Genomic DNA, 14,076 nt, shown 5'->3' with positions numbered 1-14,076 from the left:
GCGAAGCCACTGTAGCAAGGAATCGGGCCGGGTATGAAATCGGGTCCGCATCTCGCGCGCGTCGCGTGAGCGGGCGGCTAGTAGCCCGCCTCCGGGTCCACCAGGCCGACGAATCGTCCGTCGCCGAGGAAGGCCGCGACGTTCAGCCGCACCCGCTCGGCGAGCAGCGGCGCCACCATCTCCGGGGTGTCCGCCTGGTGCGGCGTGATCAGGCAGTTCGGCTCGTCCCACAGCGGATGGCCGTCCGGCAGCGGCTCCGGGTCCGTGACGTCCAGACCGGCTCCCGCCAGCGTGCCATCGCGCAGCGCCTGCACCAGGGCGTCGGTGTCGACCAGGCCGCCGCGCGCGATGTTGACCAGGACGGCGGACGGCTTCATCAGAGCCAGCTCGGCCGCGCCGAGCAGCCGACGCGTCCCCCCGGTCAGCGCGGCGGCCACGACCACGACGTCGGCCGTCGGCAGCGCACCCCGGAGCTGATCGGTCGTGAGAGTGTGCTCGGCGCCGTCGACGTCGTGAGCCGAGCGGCGCACGACCGTGATGCGCACCCCGAACGGCTGCAGGAGGCGGATGAGCTCCAAGGCGATGCCGCCGGCGCCGATGACGACCACGTCCATCCCGTACAGGGAGCGGCCTTCGGGCACGGTCCCCCAGCTGCGGGCCCGCACACGCGTCGGGATGACGCGCAGCAGCGCGAGCGTCAGGGTGAGGGCGTGCTCGGCGACCGGCTGGGCGTACGCGCCTTTGGCGCTCGTCCAGATCAGGCCCGGCCGGGCCTCGGCGGCGATGGTGCGCGCGAACGCGTCGACGCCCGCGAACGGCAGCTGCACCCAGCCGATCGACGGATGCGCCTCGAGCGCCGCGGCGAAGCCGTCGGGGTCGCGGTAGTCGAGCCAGACCAGGCCGCGGGTGCGCTCCGAGATCGGTTCGACCCTCCCGCCGGACGCTTCGACCGCGTCGACGAACGCCGGCTCGGCGTTCGGCAGAACGGCGATCGGCCCGGGCTCCGGACGCTCTTCGGCGGGGAGGGCCTCCACCTCGACGGCGAGGACGGCGCGGTGCTGCCCTGCGCCAGGGCCGGTGGATGGTGCGGACATGTCGGGCTCCTGATTCGTGGGGGCGGGAGTGCGGGCTCGCGCTCGCCGGTCAGTCGGCGGAGCGCTGCGGACGGCGCTCCGTGCGGCGGGAGGTCGTGCCCAGGGCGCGGGCGAGACCCGCGACGAAGGGATGCGTCGGATCGGCGAGCACATCCTCGATCGGTCCGTAGCCGACCGTCCGGCCCGCCTGCAGCACCAGGCACGAATCGGTGGCGCGACGCAGCACCGCGGGATCGTGGCTCACGATCACGGCGGAGAAGCCCTCGTGCCCGCGCAGCTGCGCGAGCAGGTCGATGACCGCGTCGCGCACGGTCGCGTCGATCCCGGCCGTGGGCTCGTCGGCGACGAGCACGCTCGGGCCGAGCACGAGGGCGCGCGCGAGCGCGACGCGCTGGCGCTGACCGGAGCTCAGCTCGTAGGGGTACTTGGAGAGCACGCTCAGCGGCAGATGGACGGTGTCCAGGATGGTCGCGGCCCGCTCGCCGGCGGCCCGACGGGAGTAGTGCTGGTCGCGCTCGAAGATGGGCAGGGTCACGTTGTCCTGCACCGTCAGCGACGGCTCCAGTGTGCTTCCCGCATCCTGCGGCAGGTACCCGACGTGGAAGGTCACCTCGGCCAGATCGCGCTTGCGCGCCTTGCGCAGCGGATGTCCGAGGACGGTGGCCTCCCCACCGCTGATGCGCGGACCGGGATCGGCCGAACGGGCCGGGAGCACATGTCCGGCGAGCACCTCGGCGAGCGTGCTCTTGCCCGAGCCCGTCTCGCCGAGGACGCCGAGGATCCGGCCGGTCTCCAGCCGGAAGCTGATCCCGCGCAGGGCGACGCACGACGGGCTGACGCCCCGCGCGGGATACTCGACGGACAGGTCGCTGACGACGACGGCGGCGGCGGGATCGGAACTCACATATCGACCCTAGGCGCTCTGCTCCCGCAAAGCGCGGAGCGCCTCGCGCCGCTCGGCCTGTTCGATCGGATCGGGCACCGGCAGGGACGCCAGCAGGCGCTGGGTGTAGGCGTCCTGCGGGTTCACGAGCACCTGCTCACCCGTCCCCTCCTCGACCAGCCGCCCGTGATGCAGCACGGCGATCCGGTCGGCGAGCAGGTCGACGACCGCCAGATCGTGGCTGATGAACAGCGACGCGAACCCGAACTCGCGCTGCAGCTCGGCGAAGAGCTCCAGCACCCGCGCCTGCACCGAGACGTCGAGCGCCGAGGTGGGCTCGTCCGCGATGAGCAGCGACGGCTCCAGCGCGAGGGCGCGGGCCAGGCTGGCGCGCTGACGCTGGCCGCCGCTCAGCTCGTGCGGGAAGCGGTCGCCGTAGCTCCGCGGCAGCTGCACGGCCTCCAGGAGCTCGTCGACGCGCATCCGAGCGTCCGCCGGCGAGTCCGCCCGGCCGTGCACGACCAGCGGCTCCGCGACGCAGTCCGCGATCGTGAGCAGCGGATTGAAGCTCGACGCCGGATCCTGGAAGACGAACCCGATGTCGCTGCGCACCCGCCGGAACTCCCGCTCGCGGACGCCGTTCATCTCGATCCCGAGCACGTTCAGCGATCCGCTGCTGACCTTGTTGAGGCCGGCGATCGCCCGGCCGATGGTCGTCTTGCCCGACCCGGACTCCCCCACGAGGCCGAGGACCTCCCGGGGCCGGATCTCGAAGTCGACACCGTCCACCGCGACGAACCCCGGTCGCCCGAGCCTCCCCGGGTACTGGATGCGCAGATCCTTCGCCGCCACGACCGGGGCGGCGTCGGGCGCCGCCTCGCGCGCGGTCGCCCGCTCCCGGGTCTGCACCGCCCCCTGGCCGATCTTCGGCACGGCGGCCAGCAGCTTCTTGGTGTAGTCGGCCTGCGGCGACGCGAAGAGCGTCCGCACATCGGCCTGCTCGACGAGCTGCCCCTGGTACATGACGGCGACGCGGTCCGCGAGGTCGGCGACGACGCCCATGTTGTGGGTGATGAGCACGATCGCCGCACCGAACTCGTCGCGGCAGCGCCGCAGCAGATCGAGGATCTCGGCCTGCACCGTGACGTCGAGGGCGGTCGTCGGCTCGTCCGCGACGATCAGCCCAGGGTTCAGCACCAGCGCCATCGCGATGACGATGCGCTGCTTCTGCCCTCCCGAGAACTGGTGCGGGTAGTACTTGACGCGCTTCTCCGGCTCCGGGATGCCGACCCGGCCGAGGATCTCGACGGCCTTCGCCCGGGCCTCCTTCTTCGACAGCGAGCCGTGGGCGCGCAGCCCTTCGGCGATCTGCCAGCCGACCGGGTAGACGGGGTTGAGCGCGGTCGAGGGCTCCTGGAACACCATCGCCACGTCCGTCCCGCGCACCGCGCGCAGCTGCCGCTTGGTCAGGCTGACCACGTCGGCGCTGCTCGAGCCGTCCTTGCTGCGGAGCACGACCGCACCCGAGGCGGTCGCGGTCTCGGGCAGCAGGCCCAGGATGGTCTTCGCCGTCACCGTCTTGCCCGACCCCGACTCGCCGACGATGGCGAGCACCTCCCCCGGCGCCACGCTCAGCGTCACGTCGTCGACGGCCTTCACCGGGCCGGCGTCGGTCGCGAACGTCACCGACAGGTTGTCGATCTCCACGACATCGCTCATGGCTTGACCTCGATTCCGTGGTCGTCGAAGGACTCGCCGCCCTCCAGTCCATCCAGCCCCGCCGGTCCCGCGCTGAGCGGGCCGCCCGGGACCACCGACGTCTCGGCCACCAGGCCGGAGGCCGCAGCCGCCCGGCGGCGGCCGCGCAGACGCGGGTCGGCCAGGTCGTTCAGGCTCTCGCCGACCAGCGTGATGCCGAGCACCACGAGCACGATCGCGACTCCCGGGAAGACCGAGGTCCACCAGATGCCGCTGGTCACGTCCGACAGCGCCTTGTTCAGGTCGTAGCCCCACTCGGCCGCGGCCGTCGGCTCGATGCCGAAGCCGAGGAAGCCGAGGCCGGCGAGCGTGAGGATCGCCTCCGACGAGTTGAGCGTGAAGATCAGCGGAAGCGTGCGCGTGGAGTTGCGGAGCACGTGCCGGAACATGATGCGCGTGTTGCTCGCCCCGACGACCTTCGCCGACTCGACGTACGCCTCCGACTTGATGCGCACGGCCTCGGCGCGGATGACGCGGAAGTACTGCGGGATGAAGACCACCGTGATCGAGATCGCCGCCGCGAGGATGCCTCCCCACAGACTCGACTGGCCGCCGCTCACCACGATCGCCACGATGATCGCCAGCAGCAGCGACGGGAACGCGTAGATCGCGTCGCAGATCACGACGAGCACCCGGTCGAGCCAGCCGCCGAAGTACCCGGAGACGAGTCCGAGCACCACACCGGCGAAGATCGACAGGATCACCGCGACGATGATCACGAGGAGAGCGGTCTGAGCGCCCCAGATCGTGCGGGAGAAGACGTCGTAGCCGCCGACCGTCGTGCCCCAGATGTGCGCGGCGCTGGGCGGGTTCTGCGAACCGAACTGCCCTCCTGGGCCGCTCAGCTGCGAGTACCCGTACGGGGCGATGACCGGCGCGAAGATCGCGACCAGGACGAAGACGCCCGTGATGACGAGGCCGGCGACGAGCATCCCGCGCTGCAGGCCGACGCTCTGGCGCAGCTGGTGGATGACGGGGAGCCGCGACCAGAGGGAGCGCTTCGGCGCCCGCCCGGTGCTCTCGGCCGGGTCGGTGCCCGGGTGCGTCTCGGTGTCGGTCGACATCTCAGTACCTCACTCTCGGGTCGATGAGCGCCGCGATCACGTCGACGATGAAGTTCGTCAGCGCGACGATGACCGCGAGCAGGGCGACCAGGCCCTGGACGGCGACGAAGTCGCGTGCGGAGAGGTAGTGGAACAGCTGGAAGCCGAGGCCCTTCCACTCGAACGTCTTCTCCGTCAGGATCGCGCCGCCGAGCAGGAGGGCGATCTGCAGGCCGATGACCGTGATGATCGGGATGAGCGCGGGGCGGTAGGCGTGCTTGCGCACGAGCCTGCTCTCGCGCACTCCGCGCGAGCGCGCCGCGTCGACGTAGTCGGTCGAGAGGGTGCCGATCACGTTCGTGCGCACCAGCCTCAGGAAGACGCCGGCGGTCAGCAGTCCGAGCGCGATGCCCGGCAGGATCGCGTGCGAGAGCACATCCCCGACCACCGCCGGATCGCCGGTCTGGAAGGCATCAATCAGATAGATGCCGGTCTTGCTGTCGAGCGTCTGCATCTCGATCTCGGAGCCGGTGGATGCGCGCCCTGCGACCGGGAGCCAGTCCAGCCAGACCGCGAAGACGAGCTTCAGCAGCATGCCGGCGAAGAAGACCGGGGTCGCGTAGCAGATGATCGCGAACACACGGAGGACGGCGTCCTGGCCCTTGTCGCGGAAGTAGGCGGCGACCATCCCGAGCGGGATGCCGACGATGAACGCGACGATGAGGGCGTAGAACGCGAGCTCGAGCGTGGCGGCGCCGTAGGTGATCAGCACCTGGGTGACCGGCTGGTGGTCGGTGAACGTCGTCCCGAAGTCCCCGCGGAGGATCTGCCCCAGGTAGTCGAAGTACTGGACGATGAGCGGCCGGTCGTAGCCGGCCTCGTGGATGCGGGCCTGGAGCTGCGCCGGCGGAAGCTTGCCGCCGAGGGCGGCGGTGATGGGATCGCCCGTCGAGCGCATCAGGAAGAAGACGACGGTGACGAGGATGAAGATCGTGGGGATGATGAGCAGCGCACGGATCACGAGATAGCGGCCGAGACCGCCTCCCGATTCGCGCTTCGCCTTCGTGCGTCCGGGTTCGGGAGCGGTCCCGGACGCCGGCGTGCTGACTGTCGCGGTCATGGAAGCCAATCGTGGTGGTTCGTGGGAGGGGGCGGCCCGCACTCGGCGGACCGCCCCCGGTTGCCAGGTTCTGGCTCAGCCCTTGGAGAGGGCTGCGTAGCGGAACTTGAACGACGGGTCGAGCGTCTTGTCGGTGCCCGACACGTTCTTGCCCACGACGGCGACCTGAGCGCCCTGCAGCAGCGGCAGGGTGCTGAGGTCGGCGCCCACCTTGGCCTGGATCTCCTCGATGAGCTTGGTGCGCGCGTCCTTGTCGGTGGTGCCGAGCTGCTTCTCGATGAGGGCCTGGACATCAGGGTTGTCGTAGTGGTTCGCCAGGAAGTTGTCCTTGATGAAGAACGGCGACAGGTAGTTGTCGGCGTCGGAGTAGTCCGGGAACCAGCCCAGCTGGTAGGCCGGGTAGACATCCGCGGTGCGGTCCTTGGAGTACTGGACCCACTCGGTCGACTGCAGGTTGACCTTGAACAGGCCGCCCTTCTCGAGCTGCTCCTTCACGAGCGCGTACTCGTCACCGGAGGACGGACCGTAGTGGTCCGGGTTGTACTGCAGGCTCAGTGCGACCGGCGTGGTGACGCCCGCCGCCTGGAGGGTCTGCTTCGCCTTGTCCAGGCTCGGTCCGCCGTTGCCGTCGCCGTAGAGGTCCTTCAGCACGGTGGTGGCGCCGGTGAGGCCCTCCGGGACGAAGGAGTACAGCGGGGTGTAGGTGTCCTTGTAGACCTGCTTGGCGATGGCCGCGCGGTCGACGAGGTCGGCTGCCGCCTGGCGGACGGCCAGCGCCTTGGCCGCGTCGGCCTCCGGCGTGGTCGCGCCGTAGGGCTGCGTGTTGAAGTTGAACACGATGTAGCGGATCTCGCCGCCGGGGCCCTTGACGACCTTGACGTTCTTGTCCGTGCCCAGGCTCTCGATGTCCGTGGCCGACAGGCTGCGGAACGCGACGTCGATCGAGTTCTTCTGGATGTCGAGCTTCAGGTTCGACGAGTCCGCGTAGTACTTGACGTTGACCTTGTCCGTCGCCGGCTTGCCGAGCAGGCCGTCGTAGTTCGGGTTCGCCTTGTACGCGATCAGGTTGTTGAAGTCGTAGCTGCTGATGTCGTACTGGCCGGCGAACGCGTGGCCCTTGACGATGTCGGCGTCGGGGGTGACCTTGTCTGCCGAGAAGACCTGCTCGTCGACGATCGGGCCGGCGGGGCTCGACAGCACCTGCGGGAACGTCTGGTCGTTCGCGACCTTCAGCTTGAAGACGACCGTGGTCGCGTCCGGCGCCGAGACGCTGTCGAGGTTCGCGAGCAGCGACGCGGGACCGTTCGGGTCGTTGATCTTGAGCTGGCGCTCGAAGGTGAACTTGACGTCGGAGGACGTCAGGTCGTGCCCGTTGGCGAACTTCAGGCCCTTCTTGAGCTTGACGGTGTACTCGTTCGGCGACGTGAAGTCGGCGCTCGTGGTGATGTCGGGCTTGACGTCCGGGCTGCCGTACGGCGTGTTCAGCAGGAACGGGTAGACCTGGTTCATCACGGCGAACGAGCCGTTGTCGTACGAGCCGGCCGGGTCGATCGACGTGATCTTGTCGGTCGTGCCGATGGTCAGCGTGCCGCCGCTGCCGCCGGAGCTGCTGTTGCTCCCGGAGCAGCCGGCGAGCACCAGCGCCGACGCCGCGAACGCGGCGGAGACGGCCAGAAGGCGCCGACCGCGGATGTGTGCGGATCTCATATCCGAATACCTCTTCCTGGTGTGGATTCACCGACACGGCGAGGCACACGAGAGCCTCGATGCCGAATCGCGTACCCATTTCCTAGCACGGATCAGGCGTGAGGCAGGCATCCGGGAGCGGATCGAGCCGAATTCTTTACGTGCGCGCAACATTTCGTCGCTCATCCGCGCGAGGCGGCACGGAATCCGTCGAGGAGCAGCGCAGCGCGGCTATTCTGCGCGCAGGCGCATCCGCTCCTGGTCGATCGACGAGAGGGCCACCTGCAGGGAGCGCCGCAGTTCGGCGTCCTTCTGATCGGTGCGCGCCAGCCGGGACGTCAGCTCGGCCTTCTCGCGCAGCAGGTCGCGGTCGATCAGGCCGTCGAGGATGGACCGGGCGTACCGGCCGAGATCGCCGCCGGCCTGCGGGAGCGCCGCGACGGCGAGCCCGTTGACGGTCGGTGCGTAGGCGGCGGGCACCTCGGCGAGCACGCGCTCCACCCACCCGTTGTCCGTCATGGTGGTCAGCTGTGTCGCGATCGCGTCGCGCACCACCGCGTGGGTGGGGTTCACGAACGGCACCTGCACGGCGCGCGAGGCGCGCTCGAGGCCGACCTCGCCGGGCAGCTGCAGGAGAACCATGAGGCATTCGCGCTCGGTGCGCTGGGTCGGGTCCGTGGAGTCGATCGCCGGGACGGGGATGGGCGCGGCGCCGTCCTCCTGAGCGCCGGATTCGCGTGGGCCGCGGCCGAGCTGCTCGTTCCGCGAGCCGCGCTGTGCGGAGCGCACCGCGCGGATCGTGTCCTGGAGGTCGGCGCCCGACAGGCGTGCGAGCTCGCGCGTATAGCCGCTCTGGGAGGCGGGATCCCGGATCGTCGCGACGATCGGGGCGCCGGCGCGCAGGGCGCCGGAACGGCCTTCGACGCTGTCGAGGTCGAAACGCTCGACGACCTGACGGATCATGAACTCGAACATCGGCTTCTTGGCGTCGATCATCCGGCGCACCGCGTCGTCCCCGCGGGCCAGACGCAGGTCGCATGGATCGAGGCCGTCGGGGCCGACCGCGACGTACGTCTGGGCGGAGAACCGCTGCTCTTCGCCGAAGGCGCGGGCCGCCGCCTTCTGGCCGGCGGCATCGGGGTCGAAGGTGAAGATCACCGACCCCTGACTGGTGTCGTCCCCCATGACCCGGCGGATGACCTTGATGTGGTCGACGCCGAAGGACGTTCCGCAGGTCGCGACGGCGGTCGTGATGCCGGCGAGGTGGCACGCCATCACATCGGTGTACCCCTCGACCACCACGACCTGGTCGTTGCGGGAGATGTCGCGTTTGGCCAGGTCGAGGCCGTAGAGCACCTGCGCCTTCTTGTAGACGGCGGTCTCGGGGGTGTTGAGATACTTCGGCCCCTTGTCGTCGTCGAGCAGGCGCCGGGCGCCGAAGCCGATGGTCTGGCCGGTCACGTCGCGGATCGGCCACACGAGCCGCCCGCGGAACCGGTCGTAGACGCCTCGGTCGCCCTGCGACACCAGGCCGGCAGCGACGAGTTCGTCCTGCGTGAAGCCCTTGGCCCGGAGGTGCTTGGTCAGCTCGTCCCAGCTCTTCGGTGCGAAGCCGACGCCGAACTGCGCGGCCGCGAGGGCGTCGAATCCCCGTTCGCCGAGGAAGCGCCGGCCGGGCTCGGCGTCGGGCGCGGTGAGCCGGTCGCGGAAGAACTCCTCGGCGGCGCTGTTCGCCGCGAGCAGCCGCGCACGGTTGCCGCCTCCGCCCTCGGTCGGCGCACCGCCCTCTTCGTAGTGCAGCTGGTAGCCGATGCGCCCGGCGAGCCGTTCGACCGCGTCTGTGAACGAGACGTGGTCCATCTTGAGCAGGAACTCGTAGATGTCCCCGCCCTCGCCGCAGCCGAAGCAGTGGTACCGGCCGACGCCGGGTCGCACGTAGAAGCTGGGGCTCTTCTCATCGTGGAAGGGGCACAGGCCCTTGAGCGCGCCGACGCCACCGGTCTTGAGGCTGACGTAGTCGCCGATGATGTCGGCGATGTTCGTGCGTGACTTGACCTCTTCGATGTCGCTCTGTCGAATCCGGCCTGCCATACGTCGATTCTAGTGAGCGGCACCGACTCCGGTTCGCGCCGGGGCCTGTTCGACCGCGCTCAGTCGCGCGGAGGCCGCCGCCGGCCACGCGTGTTCTGCGCGATCTCGATGATCGCGACGAACACCTCGATGCCCACGCGCAGCAGCAGCACGGCGAGGATCGCCGCCACGAGCGTCACCAGCACGCCCAGCAGGAACGCGAACGCGCCGGCCGGTGACTGGGTCGACACCGCGATCGCGAGGCTCTGCGAGAACCCGACCAGGATGCCGAGGGCGATCAGCACGAGACCGACCACGTACACCGGGCCCGCGAGTCTCCGCGTCACGTACGCCGTGAACGTGAAGTCGAAGAGCGCGGAGAAGAAGCGCGAGTCGTCGAGACGGTCGGCGAGCTCCACGACGCTGCGGCGCCGGGCCTCCTCCGCGTGCGCGTCGGCGGCATCCGCGGGTTCGGCGGGTTCGGCGGGTTCGGTTCCCCCTGCCGGAGGGACGTCGCTGGCCGAAGCGGTGACCGGCTCATCCGTCAGGATCGAGGCATCGGGCGTCGACGGGGCGGCGTTCGCAGAGGCCGGTGCCGAAGAAGCCGGTGCAGCGGAGGCCGGTGCAGCGGAGGCCGGTGCAGCGGAGGCCGGTGCAGCGGAGGCCGGTGCAGCGGAGGCCGGTGCAGCGGAGGGCGCGACGGCTGGGGTCGACGTAGCCGGGGACGGAGTAACCGAAGCGGCCACCGACGACACCGGGGTCGATGAGGGCGACGGAGTCGACGGCTCGGCGTCCGTGAGCTCGGAGGTCGGGGGCACGACGGGCGCAGCCGGTGCGAGCGGCGTCGAGGTGCCGAGCGTCGCGTCCATGATCCCCGGCGCCTCGCCGACGGGAGACGGCGGCGCGGCCTTCGCGGTGCTCCGCTTGCGCGGTGTGGTGGTCTTGGTGGCCGCGGCTCTCGCTGCAGGCGCCTTCGCTGCCGGGGTCTTCGCCGCCGGGGTCTTCGCGCTCGTGGATCGCGAGGCGGTGGAGGCGGTGCCGGCGGGCTTGCGTGCCGGTGTCTTCCTCGCGGGGGTCGCCGCCGGTCCGGTCGGGTCGGCGGGTGCGGTATCGGGTGCTTCCGCGGCCGGTTCGGCGGGTGCGGAAAGGTCGGCCTCGTCCGGGCGGTCGCCGTTCGACGGGGGCTGTGGGGTGCTCATTGATGTCCTTCCGATGCCGTGACCTCCAGCATTCTGCACCTGCGGCGGGTATACAAGCCCGCGCGCCGCGTCACTGCTGAACGAGTCGTTCGAACCAGCTGAGCGCCGACTGGTCGGTGAGGCTGGCGACCTGGTCGACGACGACCCGTTTGCGCTGCGAATCGCTGTCGGCGAGGCGCCAGTCCTCGGCGAATCCGGGGTCGAGCGCCTGCTCGCCGCGCTCGTACAGCGTGTCCGAGAGCGCGGTGAGGATCTCCCGCTGCTGCGCGTAGATCGGCTGGCGGGTGTTGCGCGACATCACGAAGGTCGCGACGATGCCCTTGAGCACGGCGATCTCGGCGCGGATCCCCTCCGGAACGACCACGTCGGCCCCGAAGCGGATGAGGCCGGTGCTGCCCGATGCTGCCTTGGTGGCGTGCACCGCGGCGTGCGCGAAGCGGCCGATCAGCTGGCTCGTGAGGTTCTTCAGGTGGGCTTGGGCGCGACGGCTGCCGTCCCAGTCCTCCAGCCAGATGTCGAGACTGTCGAGGCGGTCGAACGCGGCGATCAGCTCGTCGTGCCCGATCTCGCCGCCCACCCACTCGTACATCGAGCGCACGAGGTCGTCGTGGTCGACGCGGCTGCTGAGCGCGGCCACGTCGATGTACCCGTTGACGATCGCATCCTCGAAGTCATGCACCGAGTAGGCGATGTCGTCCGACAGATCCATGACCTGCGCCTCGATGCACTGCTGCCGCTCGGGGGCGCCCTCGCGCAGCCAGGCGAAGACCGGCTCGTCGTCGGCGTAGAACCCGAACTTCGCACGGCCGCTTGGGTCCGCCACGGACGTGGAGGCGGGCCACGGGTATTTGCAGCTCGCGTCGAGGCTGGCTCGCGTGAGGTTGAGGCCGTACGGCCGCCCGTCTCGCCCGAAGACCTTCGGCTCGAGGCGGGAGAGCAGGCGGAGCGTCTGCGCGTTCCCCTCGAACCCGCCGATGTCGGCGGACCAGGCGCTCAGGGCGCGCTCGCCGTTGTGGCCGAACGGCGGGTGCCCGATGTCGTGCGCCAGGCACGCCGTGTCGACGATGTCGGGATCGAGGCCGAGGCTCGCGGCCAGCTCGCGCCCGACCTGCGCCACCTCCAGGGAGTGCGTGAGCCGGTTGCGGGCGAAGTCGAGGCCGGCCGTCGGGCTCAGCACCTGCGTCTTCGCGGCGAGCCGGCGGAGTGCGCTGGAGTGGAGCATACGCGCCCGGTCGCGAGCGAAATCGCTGCGCCGGCTGGAGTGGTGCTCGGGGAGCCATCGGTCGCGATCGCGCTCGGTGTACCCCAGCTCGTCTGCCGGACTTGCGGCGTGACCCGCCGCGTGGGCGAGCGCGCTATCCACCACTGTTGTGCACCTCCGCCTCGGCGACCTCCACACGCTGCGCGCCGTCGACCTCCCGCGAGTCGAGCCACCCGTCCGGCAGGGCGGTCCGCTTGGGCGAACCGGCGCGACCGCGCTGCCCCTCGGCGGCCTCGCCCGGGTACTGCTGGTCGCCGTCGAGCGTGGCCAGCAGATCGTCCAGGTGCGCGAGCGTGTCGACCGTGGCGAGACTCGCACGCAGGTCGCCGCCGACCGGGTATCCCTTGAAGTACCAGGCGACGTGCTTGCGGATGTCGCGACAGCCGCGTTCCTCGCTGTCGAAGAACTCGACGAGGAGTTCGGCGTGTCGCCGGAACGCCGCCGCCACCTCACCGAGAGTCGGGTGCGCGAGCGCGCGCTCGGCCTCCTCCGCCGTGATCAGGCCGGCCCGCGCGTGGAACGCCGCCGCGAGGTCGCCGAACAGCCACGGCCGGCCGAGGCAGCCCCGCCCCACGACGACGCCGTCGCAGCCGGTCTCGTCGACCATGCGAAGGGCGTCGGCGGCGGACCAGATGTCTCCGTTGCCGAGCACCGGCGTGGAGGTGATGGTCTCTTTGAGCTTCGTGATCGCCGACCAGTCGGCGTGGCCCGAGTAGAACTCGGACGCGGTGCGCGCGTGGAGGGCGATCGACGCCACTCCGGCGCCCTCGGCCGCTTTCGCCGCCTCCAGATAGGTGAGGTGGTCGCTGTCGATGCCCTTGCGCATCTTGACCGTGAGCGGGATGTCGCCCGCCGCCTTCACCGCCCCCTCGACGATCTCGCGGAAGAGACCGAGCTTCCAGGGGAGCGCCGCTCCCCCGCCCTTGCGGGTGACCTTGGGGACGGGGCACCCGAAGTTGAGGTCGATGTGGTCAGCACGGTCTTCGGCCACGAGCATCGTGACGGCTTCCCGGACCGTCGTCGGGTCGACCCCGTAGAGCTGGATCGAGCGCGTGGTCTCGGACTCGTGGTGGGTGATGAGGCGCAGCGACTCCGGGGTGCGCTCGACGAGCGCGCGGGATGTGATCATCTCGCTCACGTAGAGGCCCGCTCCGTACTCGCGGCACAGGCGGCGGAACGCGGTGTTCGTGATCCCGGCCATCGGTGCGAGCACGACGGGGACGTCGAGGGCCAGCGGACCGATGGTCAGCTGGGGCGCGTGGCTTAGGGTGGCAGTGGTAGACATCTGACTCGATTCTCCCAGAAAGCGTGCTGAATCATGGCCGAGAGCCCCGAAACGGTGGAGAACGGCGCTCCGAGCGCTCCTGTGGAGAGTGGACGCGCCCGCGTCGAGGCGGATGCCGCCGCCCGCGGGGTCCCGGTCGAGATCGTCGAACGCCCCGCCGCCCGCAGCCTCGACGAGGCCGCGGCGCTGCTCGGCATCGCGCCCGGCGACATCGTCAAGACCCTCGTCGTCAAGCGCAGCGACGACACGTTCGTCTTCGCCCTCGTCCCCGGCGGCCGCAAGATCTCCTGGCCGAAGCTCCGCACTCTCCTCCAGGTCAACAAGCTGCAGCTCCCCGACGCCTCGATCGCCCTGGCCGCGACCGGCTACGAACGGGGCACGATCACGCCCTTCGGCAGCACCACGGCCTGGCCCGTGGTCGCCGATGCCTCCATCGCCGGCCGCCGCGTCTCCATGGGCGCGGGCGAGCACGGCTACTCCCTCTTCGTCGAGGCCGACGACGTCATCCGCGCCTACGCCGCCACCGTCGCCGACATCACCGACCCCGAGTAGCCCCGCCGCCTCGGCCGCCGAACCATCTGTCGCAACACGCCGTCTCCCATCCTCTCCGACGGCATGTCGTGACAACCGGATTCCCGGCCTGTGGATAACCCGCCTCCGACCGTCCCGCCCATGCC

At 70.4% G+C, this 14,076-nt stretch carries 11 protein-coding genes; 1 reads left to right on the top strand and 10 read right to left on the bottom strand.

Translation table 11 applies throughout. The features are described from left to right. Positions 1-77: 77 nt before the first annotated feature. The 10 genes from ACFVU2_RS09280 to dusB form a co-directional block, all read right to left on the bottom strand. Positions 78-1,094 (bottom strand): D-isomer specific 2-hydroxyacid dehydrogenase family protein, encoded by a 1,017-nt coding sequence (locus ACFVU2_RS09280; RefSeq protein ID WP_387873208.1) that lies wholly within the window; start codon positions 1,092-1,094, stop codon positions 78-80. Between the two features lie 49 nt (positions 1,095-1,143). Further along, positions 1,144-1,998: an ATP-binding cassette domain-containing protein gene (locus ACFVU2_RS09275; RefSeq protein WP_387873207.1), complete on the bottom strand. Its 855-nt coding sequence runs from the start codon at positions 1,996-1,998 to the stop codon at positions 1,144-1,146. 9 nt (positions 1,999-2,007) lie between these two features. Beyond that, on the bottom strand, positions 2,008-3,696 hold the full coding sequence (locus ACFVU2_RS09270) for a dipeptide ABC transporter ATP-binding protein (protein WP_387873205.1): 1,689 nt from the start codon (positions 3,694-3,696) through the stop codon (positions 2,008-2,010). Next, positions 3,693-4,799 (bottom strand): ABC transporter permease, encoded by a 1,107-nt coding sequence (locus ACFVU2_RS09265; RefSeq protein ID WP_387873204.1) that lies wholly within the window; start codon positions 4,797-4,799, stop codon positions 3,693-3,695. Before ACFVU2_RS09265 ends, ACFVU2_RS09270 begins: the two co-directional genes overlap by 4 nt. Before the next feature lies 1 nt (position 4,800). Beyond that, the gene (locus ACFVU2_RS09260) at positions 4,801-5,898 is read right to left on the bottom strand and encodes an ABC transporter permease (RefSeq protein ID WP_387873202.1); all 1,098 of its coding nucleotides are present in this window, start codon (positions 5,896-5,898) and stop codon (positions 4,801-4,803) included. Positions 5,899-5,973: 75 nt separating this feature from the next. Next, positions 5,974-7,605 (bottom strand): ABC transporter substrate-binding protein, encoded by a 1,632-nt coding sequence (locus ACFVU2_RS09255; protein WP_387873201.1) that lies wholly within the window; start codon positions 7,603-7,605, stop codon positions 5,974-5,976. A 210-nt stretch (positions 7,606-7,815) separates the two neighbouring features. Continuing rightward, a complete protein-coding gene (gene dnaG, locus ACFVU2_RS09250) occupies positions 7,816-9,675 on the bottom strand; it encodes a DNA primase (RefSeq protein ID WP_387873199.1) in 1,860 nt (619 codons plus the stop codon). Positions 9,676-9,734: 59 nt separating this feature from the next. After that, positions 9,735-10,853 carry a DUF4282 domain-containing protein gene (locus ACFVU2_RS09245; RefSeq protein WP_387873197.1) on the bottom strand — a complete coding sequence of 373 codons (1,119 nt, stop codon included), beginning with the start codon at positions 10,851-10,853 and terminating at the stop codon, positions 9,735-9,737. A gap of 70 nt (positions 10,854-10,923) precedes the next feature. Continuing rightward, entirely contained in the window at positions 10,924-12,216 is a 1,293-nt protein-coding gene (locus ACFVU2_RS09240) for a deoxyguanosinetriphosphate triphosphohydrolase (protein ID WP_387874417.1), read from the bottom strand. Beyond that, positions 12,209-13,399 (bottom strand): tRNA dihydrouridine synthase DusB, encoded by a 1,191-nt coding sequence (gene dusB, locus ACFVU2_RS09235; protein ID WP_387873196.1) that lies wholly within the window; start codon positions 13,397-13,399, stop codon positions 12,209-12,211. Before dusB ends, ACFVU2_RS09240 begins: the two co-directional genes overlap by 8 nt. A 33-nt stretch (positions 13,400-13,432) precedes the next feature. Between dusB and ACFVU2_RS09230 the strand changes: the two genes are divergently transcribed. Continuing rightward, positions 13,433-13,951, top strand: coding sequence for an aminoacyl-tRNA deacylase (locus tag ACFVU2_RS09230; protein WP_387873195.1), 519 nt, complete (start codon positions 13,433-13,435; stop codon positions 13,949-13,951). The last annotated feature ends 125 nt before the right edge of the window (positions 13,952-14,076 follow it).

The sequence above is a fragment of the Leifsonia sp. NPDC058194 genome (assembly GCF_042883605.1).
Classification (GTDB): Bacteria; Actinomycetota; Actinomycetes; order Actinomycetales; family Microbacteriaceae; genus Leifsonia.
This window is presented reverse-complemented; position numbering and strand designations above follow the sequence as displayed.